This is a genomic window from Nocardia sp. NRRL WC-3656 (assembly GCF_000720265.1).
Taxonomy (GTDB): Bacteria; Actinomycetota; Actinomycetes; order Mycobacteriales; family Mycobacteriaceae; genus Nocardia; species Nocardia nova.
The window spans coordinates 458,943-481,064 of record NZ_JOJF01000002.1 but is presented as its reverse complement, the minus strand read 5'-3'; the positions used below and the strand labels follow the sequence as shown (position 1 = coordinate 481,064).

Sequence of the window (22,122 nt, the reverse complement as noted above, 5' to 3'; positions counted from 1 at the left end):
GTTTTGGTCCTACTCTACGACTAGACGAATTAGTCGTAGTACATGACGTAAACGTCATGATACCTGAGGGGATCATCATGCAGACTTTGAAGCACTCGGGGGCGAGGGTTCTGCGTCCGTCTCGGCTGAACGCGGCGGGCAGGTGCGTGAATTGCCTTACCGCACAGTGTGATTCGGCTCGATGCATCGCGTGGTACGCGGGTTCGGTTTGGCAGGTCTGCGAGCGGTGCGGCGGAACGGAGTACGTAGACGGTCACGTCGACCCGGAAACAGCGTCGGAGCGCTGCGACTGCATTCAGGGCCTGACGGAGGCGGCGCTCGGCCGTCCGCTGGGTGACCTCGCGTTTGAAGTGGACCGGCTGGTCGCGCTTCGTCCCGAGCCTGCGGTGAAGGTTCCCGCGGCTTCGGTGGTGTATGAGTGCTGGCCCGCTGGCGGTGGCGCTCCGGTGCGTTGGACGGGTCGGTGATCGGCATGACTGAGGTACTGGATGTCGAGGTCGGTGAATCGTTCGTGCAGCGGGCGGCGACTCGGGCTCGGCTGCTGGGCGCGGATGTCTCGGCTGAGGTGTGGGACGCTGCCGGTCTGGTTCCTCGTCCGGCGGGCGCGGTTCCGGCGTGGGACTACCGCGCTGCGGCTGCTCAGACGGAGGCCGACCGCGATCCGGTGTTGGTGGCGGCGGCGAAGGCGAACCCGACCGATCGAACGGCGGGGTTCCGTGCCTACGGAGCGTGCTACTGATGACCACTGCTGCGTCGGAGACGATGCCGGGGAGCCCTGTCACTGATGGTGATGGGGCTATGCCTCGTGAGACGGCTGCGGATCGGCGGGCCAGGTTGAATCTGGTCGAGCTGGCCCAAGCCGCAGCGGAGAAGTTCGACGTGTGCCGTCGTCCGCTGGCGATGGTCGGCTACGACTCCACCGGTGCCGCGAAATATGTTGGCGCACCGTGCAAATCAACGATGGAGTGCGTGTGCCCGGCGTGTGCGGCCAAGGCGCGGGCGCTTCGTATCCACCAGGCCCGCGAAGGCTGGCATATCCAGGAGGAACCGGTGATCGAGAAGAACGAACCCACCGAACAACAGTCCGATCTGATGATCGTGCGGGGCATGTTGATCGATGACTACGCCACCGCGAAAGACGACGGCGACGAAGAAGCCATGGACGCGATCCGCGACGCGTTCGCCGATGTAGATGCCCAGTTACGGGAGTCCGGGATTCGGGGCAAGCTTCCCGGCCTGGAGCCCGAACCTGCCAAGGAGGCCCGCAAGCGGTCGACCAGGCGACGGCAGGCGGCACCGGATCTGCCCAGGAAGAAGGTCGGTAAGTCCACGATCGGGCGTGTGTACGCGGGCAAGTACCGGCCCTCGATGTTCATCACGCTCACCCTGCCCTCTTACGGCAAGGTCTACACCGGGGATCACCCGGACGCGGGCGCGCCGATCGATCCAGACGGCTACGACTATCGGCAGGCGGCCCGTGATGCCCTGCACTTCGCGGCGTTGTTCGATCGGTTCATCCAGAACTACCGGCGGGTGACCGGGCGAGATGTGCAGTACTTCGCGTCGGTGGAGCCACAGAAGCGCGGTGCCCCGCATATCCACATCGGTGTCCGCGGTTCCGATCCCCGCGCGGTGATCCGGCAATTGGTGGCTGCGACCTATCACCAGGTGTGGTGGCCGCACTTCGACCAGGAGGTCTATACCGACCGGCTTCCGTTCTTCGACCATTCGGCCGGCCATTTCGTGGACCCGGATCGGGTCGACCCGGAGACCGGTAAGCGGGTGCCGGTGCCGACGTGGGATGAGGCTCTGGACATGATGGATGCCGTCGATGACCTCGAACCCGCGCACGTGGTCCGGTTCGGGCCGGTGATGGACATCAAGGGGATCCTGGGCGGCACCGAGGAGGCCGGACGGCACATCGGCTACCTGACGAAGTACCTGACCAAATCCATCGGTGACGTGATCGAAGCCCAGTCCCAGCGCGTGGCCGATCACTACGACCGGTTGCACGCCGAACTCGCGATCACTCCGTGCTCCCCGTCGTGCGGGCTGTGGTTCCGCTACGGCGTGGTTCCCAAGGGCGCGACCGCGAAGACGGTGCCGGGTGTGTGCAAGGGCAAGGCGCATCGTCGCGACACTCTCGGGATTCGTGGGCGTCGGGTTCTGGTGTCGCGCAAGTGGACCGGCAAAGACCTGTCCGACCACAAGGCCGATCGGGTGGAGTTCGTTCGGCAACGGCTCGCTGAGGCCGGTATTTCCAAGCCTCAGCTTGACCGGATGATCATACGGCCTGTGGAACCGGGTGATCCGAACGTGCCACCCCGTGAGCATCTGATCTTGTCCATGATCGCGGAGAAGACTGCGAGACAGGCCGAGTACACGCGCGCCCAGATCGCACGGGCTGAGAATGTCGGGGTTCCACGTGAAACCCAAGTGCCACAACAGAATTCGACCGACGACACGGCGGCGTAGGGGGAGTGATGGAGTTACCCGAGGATCGGTTGTGGACGCCGGAGGAAGCGGCGTACTTCCTGAATGTGCCGGTGAAGACTCTCTACCAGTGGAAGTGGCAGGGTGAGGGTCCGCCGGTGCGGAAGGTGGGCCGTCATCTGCGGTATCACCCGGTGAAGCTGCGGGCTTGGGTGGATCTGGATGAGGCGGCCTGATGGGACACGTCGAGGACCGCTGGATGCGGCCCAAGCGAGATGACGACGGCAAGGTCGTGATCAACGGGCGCGGCAAGCCGGTATTGGAACCAACTGAGTTGTACGGCAAGGGACTTCGGTACCGGGTGCGCTATGTCGACCCCGATGGCGATGAGCGGTCGAAGTCGTTTCCGGACAGGCAGAAGAAGCGCGCCGACGACTTCCTGATCGAGGTCGAATCTGACAAGCGCGAGGGCAAATACATCGACCCGAGAGGGGTACGGAAGACGTTTCGGCAACAGGCCGAGAACTGGTACAAGGCACAGTCTCCGGACCCGGCTACGCGGGAGGTGCTGCGCAGTCGTCTGAAGCGGCGGATCTATCCGACCTTGGGTGATTTGCCCCTCGGGCGTATTCAACCAGCGACGATTCGTGACTGGTTGGGTGTACTGGAGGAACAGAAGCTTTCGGAGAATTACAAGCTGGCGCTGTTCACCATCGTTTCGGCAGTCCTCGACTCAGCCAAGGATGATCGGCTGATCCGGGACAATCCGTGCCAGGCCAAGACTGTTCGCCGACCGCTTCCGGCTTCCCCTCAGATCGAGGTATGGCCGGAGAGCCGCTTGTGGGCGGTCCGTGACGGCCTCGCCGAACGGTTCGCGGTGATCGTGCCGCTTGGGTCTGGGCTGGGACTTCGGCAAGGCGAGATTTTCGCCATTGCCCCCGAAGACATCGACCGCGATGGCCTGGTGGTGACGGTTCGCCGGCAGATCAAAACCGCTGACGGCGTCCAGATGTTCGCGCTCCCAAAGGGGGGCAAGACCCGGACAGTACCGCTCTCCGTCGGCCTCCTCGCCGAGCTGGACGCGCACATGTCGAAATTTCCGCCGGTATCCACCACCCTCCCGTGGGCCCGTACGGACGGCGATCCAGTGACAGCGAATCTGATCGTGACCGGCGAGGGCGGACGCCTCTACTCCGGCGATCTATTCACCAAGGTGGTATGGCAGGGCGGGTTCCGCAATGCGGGAATCGAACATCGCAAGCGGGCCGATGGAATGCACGCGCTTCGCCACTTCTACGCCTCGACGCTGCTGTCTCGGGGTGTCTCGATCAAGGAACTCGCGGATTACCTCGGCCACGGCGACCCCGGATTCACCCTGCGGACCTATACGCATCTGGTGTCGTCCAGCCACGAGCGGGCGCGCCAGGCCGTGGACGACATCTTCCGGCCTCCTGCGGATGACGGCCTGGAGGCGGCCTGAGATGCGATTCTCGACCGCCTCCAGCGTCAATAAGATCAGCGAAACATCACCTGAGCAGCTGACGAGACATCACGAGACGCTGAATCTGGTTGGTGCCCTCGTAGATCTGGGTGATCTTGGCATCGCGCATCATCCGCTCCACCGGGAAATCGGTGGTGTAGCCGGCGCCGCCGAACAGTTGCACGGCGTTGGTCGTGACCTCCATCGCCACATCGGAGGCGAAGCACTTGGAGGCGGCGGAGATGAAGCCCAGGTTCTTCTCACCACGCTCGGCGCGTGCGGCGGAGGTGTAGACCATCAGGCGCGCGGCCTCGACCTTCATCGCCATATCGGCGAGCATGAACTGGGTGTTCTGGAAATCGGCGATGGCCTTGCCGAACTGCTTGCGGTCCTTGGTGTAGGCGATCGCGGCGTCCAGCGCACCCTGGGCCAGGCCGACAGCCTGCGCGCCGATGGTGGGCCGGGTGTGGTCGAGGGTCTGCAGCGCGGTCTTGAAACCGGTGCCCTCGGCGCCGATGATCCGGTCACCCGGGATGCGGCAGTTCTCGAAGTACAGCTCGGCGGTCGGCGAACCCTTGATGCCCAGCTTGTGCTCGAGCGGGCCGACCACGAAACCCTCGTCGTCCTTGTGGACCATGAACGCGGAGATGCCGTTGGCGCCCTTCTCCGGATCGGTCACCGCCATCACGGTGTACCAGGTGGACTGGCCGCCGTTGGTGATCCAGCACTTGGAGCCGTTGATCACCCAGTCGTCACCGTCGCGCTTGGCGCGGGTGCGCATGGAGGCGGCGTCCGAACCGGCCTCGCGCTCGGACAGGCAGTAGGAGGCCATCTTGCCCTCGACGAGGTCGGGCAGCACCTTCTGCTTCAGCTCCTCCGAACCCTGCAGGATCAGGCCCATCGTGCCGAGCTTGTTCACGGCCGGGATCAGCGAGGACGAACCACAGACGCGGGCGACCTCCTCGATGACGATGCAGGTGGCGACGGAGTCGGCGCCCTGGCCGCCGTAGGCCTCGGGGACGTGGACCGCGTTGAAGCCCGCGGCGTTCAGCGCGTCCAGGGCCTCCCGCGGGAACCGGGCGTTGCCGTCGACATCCTTGGCGTGCGGTGCGATCTCCTTCTCGGCCAGGCCGCGAATCGCCGCGCGCAACTCGTCGTGGATGTCGTCCAACTTGAACAGTTCGAAATCGGGGTTGCCCGCCATGGGTTCACTCCTGGTCGTGGGATTTCGATTCGCCTGGTCCGCGAATCCCGGCACTACACTGGCGCACCTCGGCACTCAGTGCCAGTCGGTTTCGAGTATACGCCGTCCGAGGGCGACGACGTGAGGGGATAGCCGGAATCCTCCGTGGCACTCAGTGCCAAATCCTGGATTAGGCGGCCCGGTTCACAGATTATCGAGGCGGTCGGCCAGCAGGTCGGCGACCTGCCGTGCGGGCATCTCGCGCGGGAAGACCGCGACCACCATCTCACCCGGCTCCGGGGCCGCACCGGGGGACGCGATCGCCCGGACCGCCGCGCGCAGATCGGCCGCGCTCGCCTCGGATCGGCCCCGCACCATGCGGCGCAGCAGATAGTTGTGGGTGGCGGTGACGGCCGCACTGAACTGGATCAGCGTGAGATCGGGCGCCTCCGGCAGCCGATCGCGCAGATAGTCGGTGAACAGCCGTTCGTACCGGAAGACGGTCACGATCTCGCGGTCACGCAGCGCCGAGGCCTGCCGGACCACTCGATACCGGCGCGCGGCCAGTTCCCTGGTCTCGGTGAACCGCTCGAAGATCCCGACCACCGCCTCCCGCACGGCATCCCACGGATCCCCCTGCGCCGCAGCCAGATACGCCTTCGCCCGGGCGAGCTGCTCCTCGTGGTCGGCGAAGACCACATCCTCCTTCGACCGGAACTGCCGAAAGAACGTCCGCCGCGAAATCCCCGCCGCCTCCGCGATCTCGTCCACCGTCGTCGCCTCGTACCCCTGCTCGGCAAACAGCCGCAACGCGTGATCGACCACAGCCAGCCGAAACTCCGCGGCGTCGGCAGCACGAACGGGGGTCGAATTGTCGCTGGGCACCCCACAACGGTAATCGGTATGTTCGAGCGACCATGTCTGCGCCGTACGAGGAGAGTGCGGGTACTCCGACGACACCGCCCGGGTATCGATGGGTGCTGCGGTGGCAGCCGGGGGCGAGTTCGAGTATCGCCGGAATCATCGTCCTATCGGCGATCTTCGTCGGGTTCGCGGTTGTCCGGCGCGAGCAAGAAGAAGTACGTCCTGATGCCCGGCGCGTGGGGGCTCGATGAGAACGGCCTGCTGTCACCGATGAACTTCATGGTCGAAAATCCCACGGCGCGTTCGACGGTGACCGCCGAGCAGTTCCGGGCGATGCTCGCGGCACCGCCCGGATCGTCCTAACCCAGCAGGCGGGTGCGCAGGGCTTCGTCCTTGTCGAGGACCAGTTTTTCCAGGTCGGCCTGGAACTGTTCCATGCGGGTGCGCAGGTGGGGGTCGGTGGCGGCGAGGATGCGGACGGCGAGCAGGCCCGCGTTGCGGGCGCCGCCGATGGAGACCGTGGCGACGGGGACGCCGGCGGGCATCTGCACGATCGACAGCAGGGAGTCCATGCCGTCGAGGTATTTCAGCGGCACCGGAACGCCGATCACCGGCAGCGGGGTGGCCGAGGCGACCATGCCGGGCAGGTGGGCGGCGCCACCGGCACCGGCGATGATCACCTTGACGCCGCGACCGGCGGCCTCGCGGGCGTAGTCGAGCATGCGCTGCGGCGTGCGATGCGCCGAGACGACACCGACCTCGAAGCGAATCCCGAACTCCGCCAACGCTTCCGCGGCCGCTTCCATCGTGGGCCAGTCGGAATCGCTGCCCATGATCAGGCCGACCGCCGGAGCGGAGCCTGCGGAGCGACCATCGAACACAGCTGTGCCCTCCTCTTTGTCACTCATGGGGATCCCATCCATCGGTCCACACCGCGTGCGACATCCAGTACGCCGCCCGTTCGGCCTTCTCCCGCACCTCGGCCACATCGTCACCGAGGATGTTCACATGCCCGATCTTGCGCTTCGGGCGCTCGCCCTTGCCGTAGAGATGCACCCTCGCCTCCGGCATCCGCGCGAACAGGTGGTGCAGCCGCTCGTCCATCGACATCGGCGGCGCCTCGGCCGCGCCGAGGATGTTCGCCATGACCGTCACCGGCGCCAGCGGCGTGGTGGCGCCGAGCGGATAGTCGAGAACCGCGCGCAGATGCTGTTCGAACTGCCCGGTGACGGCACCGTCCATCCCCCAGTGCCCGGAATTGTGCGGGCGCATGGCCAGTTCGTTGACCAGCAGTTCACCGGCGTGGGTTTCGAACAGCTCCACGGCCATCGCACCGGTGACGCCGAGCTCGGCGGCCAGCCGCAGAGCCAGCGATTCGGCCTCGGTCGCGGCCTCGTCCGACAGCTGCGGCGCGGGCGCGATCACCACGGCACACTGGCCCTCGCGCTGCACGGTCTCTACCACCGGCCAGGCCGCGGCCTGCCCGAACGGCGAGCGCGCCACCATCGCGGAGAGCTCACGCTTCAGATCCACCCGCTGCTCGGCGAGCAAGATCACACCGTGCCCGAGCTGGTCGGTGACGATGCGCTCGGCCTCGGCGGCGTCGTCGATCATCCACACGCCGCGCCCGTCGTAGCCGCCGCGCACCGCCTTCAGCACGAACGGACCATGTTCGGCGAGGAAGCCGGTGGCATCCGCGACGTTCTCGACCGCGGTGAACGCCGGGACCGGCACGCCCATCTCGGCCAGTTTGCGCCGCATCGCGAGCTTGTCCTGGGCGTAGACCAGCGCGACCGGCGGCGGCTGCACGTTCACGCCCTCGGCCACCAGCGCCAGCAGATGTTCGGTCGGCACATGTTCGTGATCGAAGGTCACCGCGTGCGTACCGACGGCAACCTTGCGCAGGGCCGCCAGGTCGGTATGCGATCCGAGGACCAGCTCGGGGCTGACCTGGGCCGCCGGATCGTCGGGTCGCTCGGCCAGGACCCGCAGGCACTGCCCCAGCGCCACGGCGGCCTGATGCGTCATTCGCGCCAGCTGCCCGCCGCCGATCATCGCGACGGTCGGCAATCCACCACCTTCGAAACTGCGCGAAACCGGCATCGGTTCACCCTCGGCAACCTCTTGCACCCCGGTGGAGGGGTCCATCGATGGCCCACTACGCTCGCTCACAGCCCACCATGTTGTCATGCGCCCACACGCGGGGATGAGTGCGGGTTGATTGCCCAGCGCGGGACGGACGTAGACTCACCGGGTGCCATTTGTCGACGATGTGGTCAACATCCTCCCCAAAACACTACGGGACCTCGCTATTCGTCATCACGAGCTGATCAAGTTCGCGATTGTCGGAGCGACCACTTTCGTCATCGACAGCGGTATCTTCTACATCCTCAAATTGACGGTTCTCGACTCGAAACCGATCACGGCCAAGATCATTTCCGGAGTAATCGCGGTCATCGCGTCCTACATCCTGAACCGGGAATGGTCGTTCAAGGGTCGCGGCGGTCGTGAGAAACACCACGAAGCCCTGTTGTTCTTCGTGGTCAGCGCCATCGGTGTGCTGCTGTCGAATCTCCCGCTGTGGGTTTCGCGGTATTTCTTCCATCTGCACGTTCCCGATGTCAGCTTGACCGTGGAGAACATCGCCGACTTCGTCAGCGCGTTCATCATCGGCAACATCCTGCAGATGGTGTTCCGATTCTGGGCGATGAAGCGCTGGGTGTTCCCCGACGAAATCGACGCACTGGTCGAAGAATTCGAAGAACTGTACGAGGAAGAGAAACCGCTCGGCTTCAGCTGAACCCACCGTTCAGCGGGGCTCCCCGATGACGCCGTTACCCGACCGCCCCGCGGTCGGCTTACCGAGGAATACCGCGAACAGCGCCGGACGCCGTCGCTGTAGTTCCAACCGGCCGCCATCGGCTTCGATCAGCGCGCGCGCCAGCGCCAGCCCCACCCCGGTCGAGCCGGCGCCGGAGAAGCCGCGGTCGAAGATGTGCGGTGCCAGTTCGTCGCTGACCCCCTCGCCCTCGTCGGCCACCTCGACCGCCACCAGCGGTTCGCGGTCGGGCCCGCCGTAGACGGTGCGCACCGACACCGAGCAGTCTCCGCCGCCGTGCACCAGCGCGTTGTCGACCAGTACGGCCACCGCCTCGCGCAACCGCGGTCCGGTCACCGGCGCGCGCAGGGCCGGATCGCCGGACAGCACGAGTTTGCGGCCGGCCTCGGCGAAGGGATGCCGCCATTCGGCGACAACCCCGCGCAATTCCGCGACCACCGGGACCGGTTCGTGATCGGCGGCGTCCTGGTCGCGGGAATCGCGGACCAACTCGTCGATCGCCTCGGTGAGCCGATCGACCTGCGCCATCGCCTCCTCCGATTCCTGGACGACCGCCGGGTCCGGATGCGCCGACAATTCGTCGAGGCGCAGCCGCACCGCCGTCAAGCGACTGCGCAACTGATGGGACACGTCGGCGACCAGGGCGTGCTCGCGCTGCAGCCGGCCCGCGATCTCGACCGTGGCCGAATCGAGCACATCCGAGACCCGGTCGAGTTCGGTGATGCCGTGCCGGCGCGGGTCCGGCCGGAAATCGCCCTTCGCCAGCCGCGCGGCACGGGCGGCCACATCCCGCAGCGGATCGGCGACCCGCCGCGCGGTCACCACCGCCACGGCGGCTCCCGCGGCCAGCGAGGCCAGCGCCACCAACGCCACCGCGCCCACCGCTTGCCGCTGCATCGAATGCATGGGGGCGGCGGGCACCTCGAGACGCAGCGAGCCCGACGTGCCCATCGACAGCGATTCCACCACCGGGTTGTCGACCTCCGGCGCCCCGGCGTCCACACGCAGCGCGGCGTCCTCCGGAGTCGGATAGATGATCGTGAGACGTCCGCCGGACGGAATCAGCGGCCGCACCGAGCGCAGGTCGAGCACGCCGTGGACCAACCCGTCCTCACGCTCCTGGCCGACGATCTCCACCGACATGCGATCCAGGCGGGCCCGCAGATCGCTGCGGGTGATATCGGCCACCCACTGCCAGGCGGTGAACGCCAGGGGGATACCCAGCACCACGGTGGTGAGGGTCAGGGCCGCCAGCATGGACAGCAGAATTCGGCGCCGCATCGGCGATCAATCGGTGTTGAAGCGGAAACCGACACCGCGCACGGTGACGATGCGCCGCTCCGCGACCGGGCCCTCGTCGCCGATCTTGCGGCGCAGCCAGGACATGTGCATGTCGAGGGTTTTGGAGCCGCGCAGATCGGCGTCGCCCCACACCTCGCGCAGAATCGTCTCGCGCGGCACGACCTGCCCGGCCCGGTCGATGAGCACCTTGAGCAGTTCGTACTCCTTGTTGGCCAGATTCACCTCGTGGCCGTTGACCAGCACCCGACGTGCGGCGGGTTCGAGCCGCACTCCGCCGATCTCCACCGCCTCGTCGCCGATGCCACTGCGCCGCAACAGGGCTCGCACACGGGCCAGTAGTTCGGCGAGACGGAACGGTTTACCGACATAGTCGTCCGCGCCGGCGTCCAGACCCACCACGAAATCGACCTCGTCGGTGCGGGCGGTCAGCATCAGCACCGCGAGATCGGCGCCGCGGGCACGGACCTGGCGGCACACCTCCAGGCCGTCCATACCGGGCAGCCCTAGATCGAGGATGAGCAGATCGTGTTCACCCTCCAGCGCCCGGCGCAGCACGGCGGGGCCGAAGCTCTCGACGGTTACCGAATAGCCTTCGCGCCCCAGCGCTCGCGACAGCGGAGCGGCGATGGCCTCATCGTCCTCGGCCAGCAGTACGGCGGTCACAGCACAAGATTACTGGCGAACCGGGCCGATCGGGCGTGCGCCACCGAACCGCGGCCCGCCGCTACCGACGGCCGCCGTAGCGAGGGTCCTGATACTGCTCGTGGCCCGGATCGCCGTGCGGGTTGTCGAAGACCTGGTGGTACAGCAGCGAATGCACCTTCTGCACGTTCGGAATGTCGTCGTACTCCAACGGATCACCCGAGGCGGCGTCGATGATCAGCGTGCCCGTGCCGAGCAACCGGTCCGACAACCCGTGGCGGAACTGCACACTGGAGATGCGGTTCATCGGAATGTCGATGCCGGTGTGGGTGAGCACGCCCTCCCGCACCAGCACCCGCCGGTCAGTGATGATGAAATGCGTTGACTTCCAACGGATCACCTGCGACAGGCAACGCCACACGACCAGCAGCGCCCACACCACGACGATCGCGATGAGAACGGCGTTGCGCGTGGTGCCCTCGGTGTTGCGCCAGGCCAGCCCGCTCAGGAATCCGGCCAGCGCCGTGGCGAGAATGAAGGTGAGCGCCGGCACGAACAACATCTTCCAATGCGGATGACGGTGCAGTAGCAGCTGCTCGTCCGGCGCGAGCAGCTCCTCCGGATAACTCATATGCGAACCCTACCCCCTGATTCGGCCCGCTATGCCGGGCGAAGATGAGTGACGTCGCCCGCCGATACCGAACGATCGCCGATGATCAGGCGGCCGTAGGCGTCGATATCGGTGGCCACGCCGGTGATGACCTCGCCGCCGGGCAGTTCCGCCCGCACGTCGGCGCCGAGGGTGGCGCACCGGGCACGGTAGGCGTCGGCCAGCGCCGTGACATTCCAGTTCTCCGTCCGCCATTCGGTGAAGTGGCGGGCGAAGGCGCGCAGCAGGGCGAGGACCAACTCGTTGCGATCGGCGTTCTCCGCACCGGCCAGGGTCAGCGAAACGGCGTGCGGCACAGGCAGTTCGTCCTCGGTGAGGCTCACATTGAGCCCGACGCCGACCACGACCGCCGGCGCGCCCGCCCCGGAGGCGACCTCGGCCAGGATGCCGGCCACCTTGCGGCCGCCGATCAGAACGTCGTTGGGCCACTTGAGATTTGCGTCCAGTCCGGTGGTTTCGCGGACCGCGTCGACGACGGCGACACCGGTCAGCAGCGGCAACCAGCCGAGGACGGCCGGCTCGATACCGCCGAGCCGCACCAGAATCGACATCGCGATCTGCGCGCGCGGCGGACTCACCCACGACCGTTCGTGGCGGCCGCGACCGCGGTCCTGATATTCGGCGACCAGCACCCGTCGATCGGAGGAGGGATCGCCCGCCACCCCGATCAGATCCGCGTTGGTCGAACCGGTCGACTCCACCACATCGATGTGGGAGAAGAACGACAGGTCGGGCTGTTCGGCGACGGCATGTCGCAGGATATCGGCGTCCAACGGTGGCCTCTGCACGCCTCGCAGGCTACTCCTGCCTGCTCGGACGGTCGTTGTGCCGCTCCGCATCGGACGGTTCGCGGGGACGGCACCAAGATGCGGGCACCGCCATGTGAGCGGCACCCGCCTCCCGGTTCCTTTCATCGGGCCAGGTCGTACTCCGGCAGATGGATCGAGCGCACCGGTCCTCCGGCGCCTGCTCCGCCATATGCCATAACGGCGTCGGAGGCCCATTCGCCGAGCTCTTCCGGCGCCTGCTCGTCCGGCCGCTCGGCCCGGACTTCCGGATCCACGACGGTCGGCTCCGGCTCCCCGGCCGACCGGGTCCACGCTGTCGCGGTGGCCCGTTCCGCGACCGATTTACTCCACTCCCACATCGCGCACCTCCCCAGTGCTTGATTTCGGAGTCTTCACGGTACGGGTACGGACACCCGGCAATCCACCGATTTAATCGGCGACCCCGGCCGCTCGACGGGAAAAGCGCTGCGGCACAGGGCGTTCGGCGCGCCTTACAGAGGTTGCAGCCCCAGGGCTCCGGCGACGAATCGGCTCACCGCGGTCAGGCCGGACTGCAGCGCGGAATCGTAGCCCTCGCGCGACCAGCCCGAAATCTCCGCGGTGCCATCGGGTTGCGGCGTCACCACGATCTCGGCGACCAGTTCCGCGGTGGTCGGCTCGCACACCGCCCACGAATATCCGGTCTGTTCCGCCCATTCGCGGGCACGGCGTTCGACATAGCCGGGATCGGTGATGCCGCCGTCGGCCAGAGCCGGGCGGTCGTCGATGCGGTCGTCGGCACGCAGCGCACGCAGATACCAACTGCCGGCGTTGATTTCGATCGGTTCCATCAGAACCTCCGGCGACGGTCGCGGCGACGGCGGCGGTCGAGCAGGCGGTGGTCGTCGCCGTCGAGCAGCCGGCGATCGTGGCCGCGCTGCTGGAGGCCGCCGGTGATGATGCCGGCCGCGGGGATCAGCAGGAACCAGAGCCAGGTATGGGTGGTGAAGAACAGCACCAGCGCGATGATCACCACCAGGCCCATCATCGAACCGGCGAACTCGCGCCGCCCACCCGGCTGCGCGGCGGCCGGTTCCGGCGGTTCCGGCGGCTCCGGCACGACGGCCGGGAGGTCGCTGAACACCGGCGCCAGATCACCTCGCGTCACCGCCGCGGCGATGAGACCGCTGCGCTCGTCGAACTCGGCGACCGACAACCGCCCGGCGGCGAAGTGCTCCGACAGGCGTTGCATCGCCTGCTCGCGCTCCGCGGTACCGATGCGGACGTCGGGAGAATCAGCCATGGCACGAGATTACCGCGCGGGGCGCCGGTGAGCGGGCCCGTCGCCGCGGCATTCCACCCGCGGTACCGCCGGTCGCACATCCGCACTATCGTCGGTCTCATGTTCCGCCAGCGCGGCATCGGCACCGCTGCCGCCCCGCTCGTCGCCGCGACGACCGGTCCAGCACCACAGCCGAGTACCGAGACGCGGCCGCAGACCAGCGACGCGAGGCTCGGGGCGCGGACGATACCGGCGAGCCGCCGTGCCCCCGGCCCCCTCATCCCGCCCGGTAGGCACCTCGGGCGGATGCGATGACGGCGCGGGAGTTCGGGCGGTACCGCCTCGATCGACTGCTCGGCCGGGGTTCGGCCGGGGAGGTGTGGCTGGCGTACGACCCGGCGGATGCGCGGACCGTCGCGCTGAAGATCTTGTCCGGGAGCGCGGCCGAGGACGCGGATTACCGGCGGCGGTTCGAGCGCGAGGCCCGGATCGGAGCGCATCTGGAGAATCCGCATATCGCACCGATCCATCGATTCGGCGAATACGCCGGGCGGCTGTACCTGGATATGGCCTACATCCCGGGTGTGGATCTGGCGCGGCTGGTGCGGTCGAGTGCGATGGCGGTGCCGGAGTCGATCGATCTGATCTCGCAGATCGCCGAGGCGCTCGACGCCGCCCACGCGGCCGGGCTGGTGCACCGGGACGTGAAGCCCGCCAACATCATCGTGCACCCCAGCGGGTTCGCGTATCTCATCGACTTCGGAATCGCTCGCGCGGCGGGGCAAACCACCATCACCGCAACGGGTTTCACGGTCGGCACGCTCGCCTACATGGCGCCGGAACGGTTCACCGGGCACGGCGACTCCCGCTCGGACGTGTACTCGCTGGCCTGCGTGCTGTACGAATGCCTCACCGCGCGAAGGCCGTTCGGTGATACCGACGCGGTCCGGCAGTTGCACGCCCATCTGCACGAGCCTCCGCCGCGCCCCTCAGCGGTCGCCGCTCACGTTCCCGGCGCGCTCGACGCCGTCGTCGCCCGCGGGATGGCGAAACGGCCGGACGACCGGTACCGCACCGCGGGCGAGTTGGCGGCGGCGGCCCGGGCCGCGGCGGGAACGATTACCGTCGACCACCCACCGCCGGTCCTGCAATCCGAGCAGTCGCAGACGCCGCATCCAGTCGCGACACCGGAGGCGAGCGGGCAGCCCGGGCCCGCACCAGCGGCACGCGGACAACTCGGTCCTTCGCCCCTGGCGGCCGCGCAACCCGCGACGACCAGACGATTCGACTCCGGACCGGCCCCCGTGCCCGGATTCGCGGGTGCCGCGGCCGGGCGGCCGCGCGGTGCGGCACGGCCGACTCGCGTCCTGCCGGGCCCGCGCACACCGGCCGATGCCCTCGCACCGCCCACAGCACTCGGACCATCCAGCCGGCCGCATCCCTTGTCCTCAGCGGCACAGCAGGTTTCACCGGCACCGCCACGCCGCTCGGCCCTCACCGTCGCCGCCGCGCTGATCGGCGCAGCCATCGTCGCCCTCGCGGTCGTCGCCGGGTGCACGGCCCTGCTGAGCAGCGGCTCCCACACTCCCTCCGACCAGCAGTCGACCACCCCTCCCGAGGTCACCACGCCCGCACCGACCACCGCGGTCCCGACGACCCCGGAACCGGAATACACGACCGCGGTCATCCCACCGCGGCTGCTGCCCTTCCCCACCGGCGTGCTGCCGCCCCCTTTCCAAATCCCGCATGCCACAAGCTATTCCGAGAACAAACACGACAAACCGACAGAGCCCGGTAAGCAACACTCTCCGCACGCCGGTTAGGTCTCGTGCGCGTTGCCGTCGGTTCTCTACCCAGAACGTGAAGAACCCCGCTCCGTTGCGGAGCGGGGTTCTTCACGAAATCGCTTGCTGCCTACTTGATTTCGGCGAGCACGGTGCCCTGGGTGATGGCGGCGCCGGCCTCGACGGCCAGACCGGTGACCACACCGGACTTGTGCGCGTTGACCGGGTTCTCCATCTTCATGGCCTCGAGCACGGCGATCAGGTCGCCGGCCTCGACGGACTGGCCCTCTTCGACGGCCACCTTGACCACGGTGCCCTGCATCGGCGCGGTGACGGCGTCACCGGAGGCGGCCGAGGCGCCCGCGCCGCCACGCTTGCGCGGCTTGGGCTTCTTGCGGATCACGCCCGCCCCGTTGCCCGCGGCGCCGGCCGCGCCCGCGCCCACGCTGAACTGGCCCGGCAGCGACACCTCGAGGCGGCGGCCGCCGACCTCGACGACCACCGTCTGGCGCGCACCCTCGTCCTCGTCCTCGATGGGCCGGCCACCGGTGTAGGGCTCGATGGTGTTCTCCCACTCGTTCTCGATCCACTTGGTGTAGACGTCGAAAGTTTCGGAGCCGTCAGCTGTGATGTGACCGACGAACGCCGGGTTGGTCACGATGTGGCGGTCGAAGGGCAGCACCGTCGCCAGGCCCTCGATCTCGTATTCGGCCAGCGCACGCGCGGCCCGCTCCAGCGCCTGGGTGCGGTTCTCGCCGGTGACGATCAGCTTGGCCAGCATCGAGTCGAACTGTCCGCCGATCACGCTGCCCGCGACCACGCCGGAATCGACGCGCACGCCGGGGCCGGACGGCTCCTTGTAGACGGTGACCGGGCCCGGTGCCGGCAGGAATCCGCGACCGGCGTCCTCACCGTTGATGCGGAATTCGATCGAGTGACCGCGCGGGGTCGGGTCCTCGGTGATGGTCAGCTCCTCGCCGTTGGCGATGCGGAACTGCCAGCGCACCAGGTCCAGACCCGAGGTCTCCTCGGTGACGGGGTGCTCGACCTGCAGGCGGGTGTTGACCTCGAGGAACGACACGGTCTCGCCCTGCACCAGGTACTCCACGGTGCCGGCGCCGTAGTAGCCGGCCTCCTTGCAGATCCGCTTGGCGGACTCGTGGATCTTGGCGCGGACCTCGTCGGACAGGAACGGCGCGGGCGCCTCCTCGACCAGCTTCTGGAACCGGCGCTGCAGCGAGCAGTCGCGGGTGCCGGCGACGATGACGTTGCCGTGCTTGTCGGCCAGCACCTGGGCCTCGACGTGGCGGGCCTTGTCCAGGTACTGCTCGACGAAGCACTCGCCACGGCCGAAGGCTGCGGTCGCCTCGCGGGTGGCGGAGTCGAACAGCTCGGGAATCTCCTCGATGGTGTGGGCGACCTTCATGCCGCGGCCACCACCACCGAAGGCGGCCTTGATGGCCACCGGGACGCCGTACTGCTTGGCGAACTCGACGACCTCGTTCGCGTCCTTCACCGGATCCTTGGTGCCCGCGGCCATCGGAGCCTGCGCGCGCTCGGCGATGTGGCGAGCGGTGACCTTGTCACCCAGATCGCGAATCGACTGCGGCGAGGGGCCGATCCAGATCAGCCCGGCGTCCAGGACGGCCTGGGCGAAATCCGCGTTCTCGGACAGGAAGCCGTAACCGGGGTGGATCGCGTCGGCGCCGGACTTGCGCGCCGCGTCGAGAATCTTGTCGAAGACCAGGTACGACTCGGCCGAGGTCTGCCCCCCGAGCGCGAATGCCTCATCGGCCAATTTGACGAATGGCGCGTCCGCGTCCGGTTCCGCGTACACGGCGACACTGGCGATACCGGCATCCTTGGCGGCCCGGATCACACGCACCGCGATCTCGCCCCGATTGGCGATCAGGACTTTCGTGATCTGCGCGCTGGCATGGCTGGGCACTGAGCCTCCTGTGCTTTGGACAACTTACGTCTCGGGTGAGTGTAGGCAGTGTGCCAACAGACTCCGAACAGGGATAGGGCTACCGAACAGTAGCCCGGACCCCCGTGACGTGAACAACACCCTAGACGGACTGTGCCGCCGCCGACACGGCGGCCGGAGCCGAACCCGGTTCACTTCCCTTGACGATCGGCGTGCGCACAGCGTTGCTCCACTCGGTCCAGGAGCCGTCGTAGTTACGCACATTCGCCACGCCCAGCAGCGACGTCAGCACGAACCAGGTGTGTGCCGAATGTTCGCCGATGCGGCAGTAGACGATGGTGTCCTCGGCGCCGAGCAGCGGCGCGTAGATCTGCTCGAGCTCCGACCGGCTACGGAATCGGCCGTCGCCGCCCACGGCCGCGGTCCACGGGATGTTGATCGCGGTCGGAATGTGCCCGGCGCGCAGTGACTGTTCCTCCGGGCGGTCCCGGATGCGGTCGTCGTCGCCCGTGTACTCCCTCACCGCGCGCACGTCGACCAGTCCGGCGCCCGTTCCGCCGTCGTTCAGGCAGGCGCGCACATCGTCGAGGAATGCCCGGGCGCTGCGATCGTCGCGCTCGACGACCGGATACTCCCCCAACCCGACGTCCGGCACCTCGAAGGTGGTGTCGCGGGCCTCGGAGATCCACGCGTCCCGGCCGCCGTCGAGCAGCCGCACATCCGGATGCCCGAACAGGCCGAAGACCCACGCGGTGGCCGCGGCGGTGCCGTTGGCCTTGTCGCCGTAGACGACGACCGTGTCCTCGCGCGCGATGCCCTTGGCACGCATGAGTTCGGCGAAACGGGCGCCGTCGATCACGTCGCGGGTGAGCGGATCGGTAAGCTCGGCGCGCCAATCGATCTTGACCGCCCCTGGCACATGGCCGATGTCATAGAGCAGGATGTCCTCGTTGGACTCGACGATCGCGAGGCCCGGCGTACCGATGTTTGCCGACAGCCACTCAGTGGTTACCAATCGTTGTGGATATGCATGAGAGCCGAAGGATGGATGAGAGTCCGGAGCGACGGGCACGGTGGAAGATCCTTCACGCGTGGTAGACGATGGGCGGCTGGGCAGTACCGATCGTAGGTGCGAACAATGTGCGCCGTCGGTTTCACATCACGAATCGGATGAAGCGCGATTAAGTCGCAGCTTCGTCCGATAAAGTCACATGGGAGGAGGGGTGAGCTATGTCCGATTCTTGGCCACGACGGCGCCTGCTTGCGATCCTACGCGGCGCCAGCGAGCCTCTCGATGCCCAGGAACTGGCGCGCATCACCGGACAGCACGTCACCACCGTCCGCTTTCATCTGGATGTTCTCACCCGGGAATCGCTGGTCCGCCAATTCCAGCAGCCGCCCCGCGGCCGCGGCCGCCCGCGCATCGGATACACGGCGGTGCAGCGATCGGTCGGTTATCAAGATCTCGCGCAGGTGCTGGCCGATCAGCTCGGCAGTGATCCCCGCCGGCGTTCCGAATTGGCCGTGACGGCCGGGCGCGCGTGGGGCGCCAAGGTCGAACAGCTCGAACAGCCCATCGCCTCGCTCGACGACGCGCGCGATGTCGCGGTGACGGTGAGCTCCGAATTGGGTTTCGCCCCGGAGCGCGATCCCGCCTCCGAAACCGGCGACCAGCTCAACATCCGCCTGACCGCCTGCCCGCTGCGCGAATTGGCGCGCACCCACTCCGAGGTGGTCTGCGGTGTGCATCAGGGCCTGATGCGCGAAGTCTTGGACCGCAACGGCGGACGCGATGCGGTCAACGTCCGGCTGCACCCGTTCGTGGGCCCGGAACTGTGCGTGATCCATCTGGAGGCACTGGCGAGCACGCTCCCGGATCCCGCCCACATCCCCGATCAGGCCGGGACCGGACCGCGACTACCGACGCCGTCAGCCAATCGCGTCGGCCCGCAGCTGCGCACGGAGCCACAGCTGCGCAATTCCGACGCCCACGTCGCCCAGGAGGCGACGCAGCAGCGGTAGGCCGATTCCGATGACACTGGACGGGTCACCGTCGATGCGGTCGACGAACCAGCCGCCCATTCCGTCGAGGGTGAACGCACCCGCCACCCGCAGCGGCTCGCCGGTGGCGATATAGGCATCCAGCTCGGCCGGGCCGGGATCGGCGAAATGCACGGTGGTGGTGCTGCAGTCCTGGGCGTCGGCGACGATCGCGCCGTCGCGCACGCGCAGCACACAGTGGCCGGTGAGCAGATCGGCACTGCGCCCGGCCATCTCGGCCCAGCGGGCGCGGGCGACGTCCGGGGTATGGGGCTTGCCCTGCAGCACCCCGCCGACCAGCAGCATCGAGTCACAGCCGACGACCACGCAGTCGTCCACCAAGCGCGGGGCCCGCGCGGCCACTAGGCCATAGGAATCCGGGGCGGCCGGACCGTCCACGGACGCGGCGGCGTCGGCGATCAATGCGGCGGCGACGGTGTGGGCCTTGGCTCGGGCGAGAGCGGTCACCACGCCCGCGGGTGGTGTGTCCAGCGGGAGCGCCGCGGCGACGGCGTCCTCGTCGACCTCGGATATTCGCACCACCGGATCCAGCCCGGCCGCACGCAACACCTGCAGTCGCGCCGGCGAGGCGGAGCCGAGAACGAATCCCGTCACGTCAGCCGCGGATGTGCGACAGATAGGGGAAGGCGTAGGGAGAGAACGGCGAGGTACCGCGGTGCATCATGGTGGGCCGGCCCCAGTTGTCCACCGGGCCCTGATCCTGCGGCGCCGCGTCGGCGTTCGCGCCCGCGGCGGCGAACACGGTGACCAGAGCGGCGAGTTCCTCGTCGGTAGGCGAACCCTTCAGAACGCGGATGACCGGCCCGTGGCCGACCTCGGCCTCGACGACAGCGGTGTCGGATGCGAGCCTGGTGTCGCCGTCACCGAATTCGTCGACCGCCAAATCCAATTCGGCAGCGCGCAATATCTCTTCGTCAGCCACAGCCGTCACAGCGCCAACTCCTCCTGTTCTGTGCCGGACCGAGAGGGCCCGGCGTTCACGGCGCGGGACGAACCCACGCCGCGAACGGTATTCGTGCGGCCCTCATCGAATGAGGGCCTTTCCTACCATCTTCACCCGGATGCGGCAATCGTGCGCGGTACGAGCTCGCCACTCTCCCGGAAAGTGTGCCTCCGCTACCGCACATATCGTCGGATCAGAGCGGAATGTTGCCGTGCTTCTTCGGCGGAAGAGTAACCATCTTTCGCTCGAGCAAGCGGAGCGCCGCGACGATCTGGCCGCGGGTGTGCGAGGGCGGAATCACCGCGTCGACGTAACCACGCTCGGCCGCCACGTACGGGTTGACCAACGTGTCCTCGTACTCGTTCTGCAGCTCGAGGCGCAGTGCGTCGACATCGGCGCCCTCCGCGGCCGCTTGCTGCAGCTTCTTGCGGTAGACGAAGCCGACCGCGCCGGAAGCGCCCATGACGGCGATCTGGGCGGTGGGCCACGCCAGGTTCACATCGGCGCCCATGTGCTTGGAGCCCATCACGTCGTACGCGCCGCCGTAGGCCTTGCGAGTGATGACCGTGATTTTGCCCACAGTGGCCTCACCGTAGGCGTAGAGCAGCTTCGCACCGCGGCGGATGATGCCGTTGTACTCCTGGCCCGTACCCGGCAGGAAGCCCGGAACGTCGACCAGCGTGATGATCGGAATGTTGAACGCGTCGCAGGTGCGCACGAACCGCGCGGCCTTCTCCGAGGCGTCGATGTCGAGGCAGCCGGCGAACTGGGTGGGCTGGTTGGCCACGAAACCCACGCTGCGGCCGTCGATGCGGGCGAAGCCGACGATGACGTTCATCGCGCGCTCGGCCTGCACCTCGAAGAACTCGTCGTCGTCGACCAGTCGCCGGATGACCTCGTGCATGTCGTAGGGCTGGTTCGGCGAATCCGGGATCAGGGTGTCGAGCTCGAGATCCTCTTCGGTGAGCGAATCCTCGATCGCGCCGGCGATCGGGTCGCTGGCCGGGAAGCGCGGGGCCTCGGCGCGGTTGTTGCTGGGCAGGTAGCTCAGCAGGTCCTTCACCCAGTCCAGCGCGTCCTGCTCGCCGGAGGCGACGTAGTGCGCGGTACCGGACTTCACCATGTGGGTGTGGGCGCCGCCCAGCTCCTCCATGGTGACCTCTTCACCGGTGACGGTCTTGATGACGTCCGGGCCGGTGATGAACATCTGGCTGGACTGGTCGACCATCACGACGAAGTCGGTCAGCGCCGGGGAGTACACGTGCCCACCGGCCGCGGCGCCCATGATCAGCGAGATCTGCGGGATCACGCCGGAGGCCTGGATGTTGCGATGGAAGATCTCGCCGTAGAGGCCGAGCGAGACCACGCCCTCCTGGATGCGAGCGCCGGCGCCGTCGTTGATGCCGATCAACGGGCGGCCGGTCGTGAGCGCGAGGTCCATGACCTTGACGATCTTCTCGCCGTAGACCTCACCGAGGCTGCCGCCGAACACCGTCGAGTCCTGGCTGAAGATGCAGACGTCGCGGCCGTCGATGGTGCCGTAGCCGGTGACCACGCCGTCGCCGAGCGGACGGTTGTTCTCCAGGCCGAAGTTGACGCTGCGGTGCCGGGCGAGCGCGTCCATCTCCACGAACGAACCCTCGTCCAGCAGGGCCAGGATGCGCTCGCGCGCGGTCAGCTTGCCCTTGGCGTGGACCTTTTCGACCGCGCCCTCACCCATCGGGTGCTTGGCCTCTTCCAGCCGATTGCGCAGATCAGCCAGCTTCCCTGCGGTGGTGTGGATATCGGGGGCGCCCGCCGAACCCGGCGAAGGCTGACTCTGGACACTCGTCATGCCCCGGAGTGTAACCAGTGGCGCAGCCCGGCGGAATTCCAGTGGGGGCTACCGACCAGTACCCTTATTGGCTACCCGCCAGCAGAAAAGCGCTGGTGAAGTGCCACAACG

24 protein-coding genes are annotated in these 22,122 nt (G+C 67.6%); 8 read left to right on the top strand and 16 right to left on the bottom strand.

What is annotated here, in order from left to right; genetic code table 11:
* The first annotated feature begins 472 nt into the window (after positions 1–472).
* The 4 genes from IG65_RS0104975 to IG65_RS0104960 are packed head-to-tail and all read left to right on the top strand — an operon-like array spanning position 473 to position 3,913.
* On the top strand, positions 473–739 hold the full coding sequence (locus IG65_RS0104975) for a hypothetical protein (RefSeq protein ID WP_156055487.1): 267 nt from the start codon (positions 473–475) through the stop codon (positions 737–739).
* Positions 740–798: 59 nt separating this feature from the next.
* The gene (locus tag IG65_RS0104970; RefSeq protein ID WP_051755358.1) at positions 799–2,475 is read left to right on the top strand and encodes a replication initiator; all 1,677 of its coding nucleotides are present in this window, start codon (positions 799–801) and stop codon (positions 2,473–2,475) included.
* 8 nt (positions 2,476–2,483) lie between these two features.
* Positions 2,484–2,669 (top strand): AlpA family transcriptional regulator, encoded by a 186-nt coding sequence (locus IG65_RS0104965; protein WP_030513623.1) that lies wholly within the window; start codon positions 2,484–2,486, stop codon positions 2,667–2,669.
* The gene (locus IG65_RS0104960; protein WP_030513622.1) at positions 2,669–3,913 is read left to right on the top strand and encodes a site-specific integrase; all 1,245 of its coding nucleotides are present in this window, start codon (positions 2,669–2,671) and stop codon (positions 3,911–3,913) included. The genes IG65_RS0104965 and IG65_RS0104960 overlap by 1 nt, the downstream gene beginning before the upstream one ends.
* 46 nt (positions 3,914–3,959) lie before the next feature.
* Here IG65_RS0104960 and IG65_RS0104955 read toward each other — a convergent pair whose 3' ends face one another.
* Both IG65_RS0104955 and IG65_RS0104950 read right to left on the bottom strand, forming a co-directional pair.
* A complete protein-coding gene (locus IG65_RS0104955) occupies positions 3,960–5,117 on the bottom strand; it encodes an acyl-CoA dehydrogenase (protein ID WP_030513621.1) in 1,158 nt (385 codons plus the stop codon).
* 183 nt (positions 5,118–5,300) lie between these two features.
* The gene (locus IG65_RS0104950) at positions 5,301–5,981 is read right to left on the bottom strand and encodes a TetR family transcriptional regulator (RefSeq protein ID WP_030513620.1); all 681 of its coding nucleotides are present in this window, start codon (positions 5,979–5,981) and stop codon (positions 5,301–5,303) included.
* Positions 5,982–6,152: 171 nt separating this feature from the next.
* Between IG65_RS0104950 and IG65_RS37590 the strand changes: the two genes are divergently transcribed.
* The gene (locus tag IG65_RS37590) at positions 6,153–6,323 is read left to right on the top strand and encodes a hypothetical protein (RefSeq protein WP_156055486.1); all 171 of its coding nucleotides are present in this window, start codon (positions 6,153–6,155) and stop codon (positions 6,321–6,323) included.
* Here IG65_RS37590 and purE read toward each other — a convergent pair.
* Both purE and IG65_RS0104935 read right to left on the bottom strand, forming a co-directional pair.
* Positions 6,320–6,793: a 5-(carboxyamino)imidazole ribonucleotide mutase gene (purE, locus tag IG65_RS0104940; RefSeq protein WP_030513619.1), complete on the bottom strand. Its 474-nt coding sequence runs from the start codon at positions 6,791–6,793 to the stop codon at positions 6,320–6,322. The two genes, IG65_RS37590 and purE, sit on opposite strands and share 4 nt — an antisense overlap.
* 67 nt (positions 6,794–6,860) lie before the next feature.
* Positions 6,861–8,063, bottom strand: a complete 1,203-nt coding sequence (locus IG65_RS0104935) for a 5-(carboxyamino)imidazole ribonucleotide synthase (protein WP_030513618.1) — start codon at positions 8,061–8,063, stop codon at positions 6,861–6,863.
* A 151-nt stretch (positions 8,064–8,214) separates the two neighbouring features.
* On the opposite strand from IG65_RS0104935, the gene IG65_RS0104930 reads away from it, so the two are divergent.
* On the top strand, positions 8,215–8,760 hold the full coding sequence (locus tag IG65_RS0104930) for a GtrA family protein (protein ID WP_030513617.1): 546 nt from the start codon (positions 8,215–8,217) through the stop codon (positions 8,758–8,760).
* A gap of 9 nt (positions 8,761–8,769) precedes the next feature.
* On the opposite strand, the gene IG65_RS0104925 is transcribed toward IG65_RS0104930, so the two are convergent.
* The 7 genes from IG65_RS0104925 to IG65_RS0104895 all read right to left on the bottom strand — a co-directional run bounded on the left by IG65_RS0104925 (position 8,770) and on the right by IG65_RS0104895 (position 13,483).
* Positions 8,770–10,080 carry a HAMP domain-containing sensor histidine kinase gene (locus IG65_RS0104925; RefSeq protein ID WP_030513616.1) on the bottom strand — a complete coding sequence of 437 codons (1,311 nt, stop codon included), beginning with the start codon at positions 10,078–10,080 and terminating at the stop codon, positions 8,770–8,772.
* 6 nt (positions 10,081–10,086) lie between these two features.
* Positions 10,087–10,764: a response regulator transcription factor gene (locus IG65_RS0104920; protein WP_030513615.1), complete on the bottom strand. Its 678-nt coding sequence runs from the start codon at positions 10,762–10,764 to the stop codon at positions 10,087–10,089.
* A gap of 61 nt (positions 10,765–10,825) precedes the next feature.
* Positions 10,826–11,374, bottom strand: coding sequence for a PH domain-containing protein (locus tag IG65_RS0104915; protein WP_030513614.1), 549 nt, complete (start codon positions 11,372–11,374; stop codon positions 10,826–10,828).
* A gap of 29 nt (positions 11,375–11,403) precedes the next feature.
* Entirely contained in the window at positions 11,404–12,252 is an 849-nt protein-coding gene (locus IG65_RS0104910) for a biotin--[acetyl-CoA-carboxylase] ligase (RefSeq protein WP_051755357.1), read from the bottom strand.
* Positions 12,253–12,323: 71 nt separating this feature from the next.
* A complete protein-coding gene (locus tag IG65_RS34390; protein ID WP_036523144.1) occupies positions 12,324–12,560 on the bottom strand; it encodes a hypothetical protein in 237 nt (78 codons plus the stop codon).
* Positions 12,561–12,692: 132 nt separating this feature from the next.
* Complete coding sequence (locus tag IG65_RS0104900; protein ID WP_030513613.1) at positions 12,693–13,031, bottom strand: hypothetical protein; 339 nt, start codon at positions 13,029–13,031, stop codon at positions 12,693–12,695.
* Positions 13,031–13,483: a DUF1707 domain-containing protein gene (locus IG65_RS0104895; protein ID WP_030513612.1), complete on the bottom strand. Its 453-nt coding sequence runs from the start codon at positions 13,481–13,483 to the stop codon at positions 13,031–13,033. The genes IG65_RS0104900 and IG65_RS0104895 overlap by 1 nt, the downstream gene beginning before the upstream one ends.
* A gap of 290 nt (positions 13,484–13,773) precedes the next feature.
* Between IG65_RS0104895 and IG65_RS35725 the strand changes: the two genes are divergently transcribed.
* Positions 13,774–15,285 carry a serine/threonine-protein kinase gene (locus tag IG65_RS35725; protein WP_051755355.1) on the top strand — a complete coding sequence of 504 codons (1,512 nt, stop codon included), beginning with the start codon at positions 13,774–13,776 and terminating at the stop codon, positions 15,283–15,285.
* A 91-nt stretch (positions 15,286–15,376) separates the two neighbouring features.
* On the opposite strand, the gene IG65_RS0104885 is transcribed toward IG65_RS35725, so the two are convergent.
* The gene (locus IG65_RS0104885) at positions 15,377–17,194 is read right to left on the bottom strand and encodes an acetyl/propionyl/methylcrotonyl-CoA carboxylase subunit alpha (RefSeq protein ID WP_030513610.1); all 1,818 of its coding nucleotides are present in this window, start codon (positions 17,192–17,194) and stop codon (positions 15,377–15,379) included.
* A 121-nt stretch (positions 17,195–17,315) separates the two neighbouring features.
* Positions 17,316–18,245, bottom strand: a complete 930-nt coding sequence (locus IG65_RS0104880) for a sulfurtransferase (RefSeq protein WP_030513609.1) — start codon at positions 18,243–18,245, stop codon at positions 17,316–17,318.
* A 158-nt stretch (positions 18,246–18,403) separates the two neighbouring features.
* Here IG65_RS0104880 and IG65_RS0104875 point away from each other — a divergent pair, with 158 nt between their 5' ends.
* Positions 18,404–19,195 (top strand): metalloregulator ArsR/SmtB family transcription factor, encoded by a 792-nt coding sequence (locus tag IG65_RS0104875; RefSeq protein ID WP_030513608.1) that lies wholly within the window; start codon positions 18,404–18,406, stop codon positions 19,193–19,195.
* Here the strand turns inward: IG65_RS0104875 and IG65_RS0104870 are convergent.
* The 3 genes from IG65_RS0104870 to IG65_RS0104860 all read right to left on the bottom strand — a co-directional run bounded on the left by IG65_RS0104870 (position 19,103) and on the right by IG65_RS0104860 (position 22,011).
* Entirely contained in the window at positions 19,103–19,828 is a 726-nt protein-coding gene (locus tag IG65_RS0104870; RefSeq protein ID WP_030513607.1) for a nucleoside triphosphate pyrophosphatase, read from the bottom strand. The genes IG65_RS0104875 and IG65_RS0104870 overlap by 93 nt on opposite strands.
* 1 nt (position 19,829) lies before the next feature.
* The gene (locus tag IG65_RS0104865) at positions 19,830–20,165 is read right to left on the bottom strand and encodes an acyl-CoA carboxylase subunit epsilon (RefSeq protein ID WP_030513606.1); all 336 of its coding nucleotides are present in this window, start codon (positions 20,163–20,165) and stop codon (positions 19,830–19,832) included.
* A gap of 205 nt (positions 20,166–20,370) precedes the next feature.
* The gene (locus tag IG65_RS0104860; RefSeq protein WP_030513605.1) at positions 20,371–22,011 is read right to left on the bottom strand and encodes an acyl-CoA carboxylase subunit beta; all 1,641 of its coding nucleotides are present in this window, start codon (positions 22,009–22,011) and stop codon (positions 20,371–20,373) included.
* Positions 22,012–22,122: the final 111 nt, after the last annotated feature.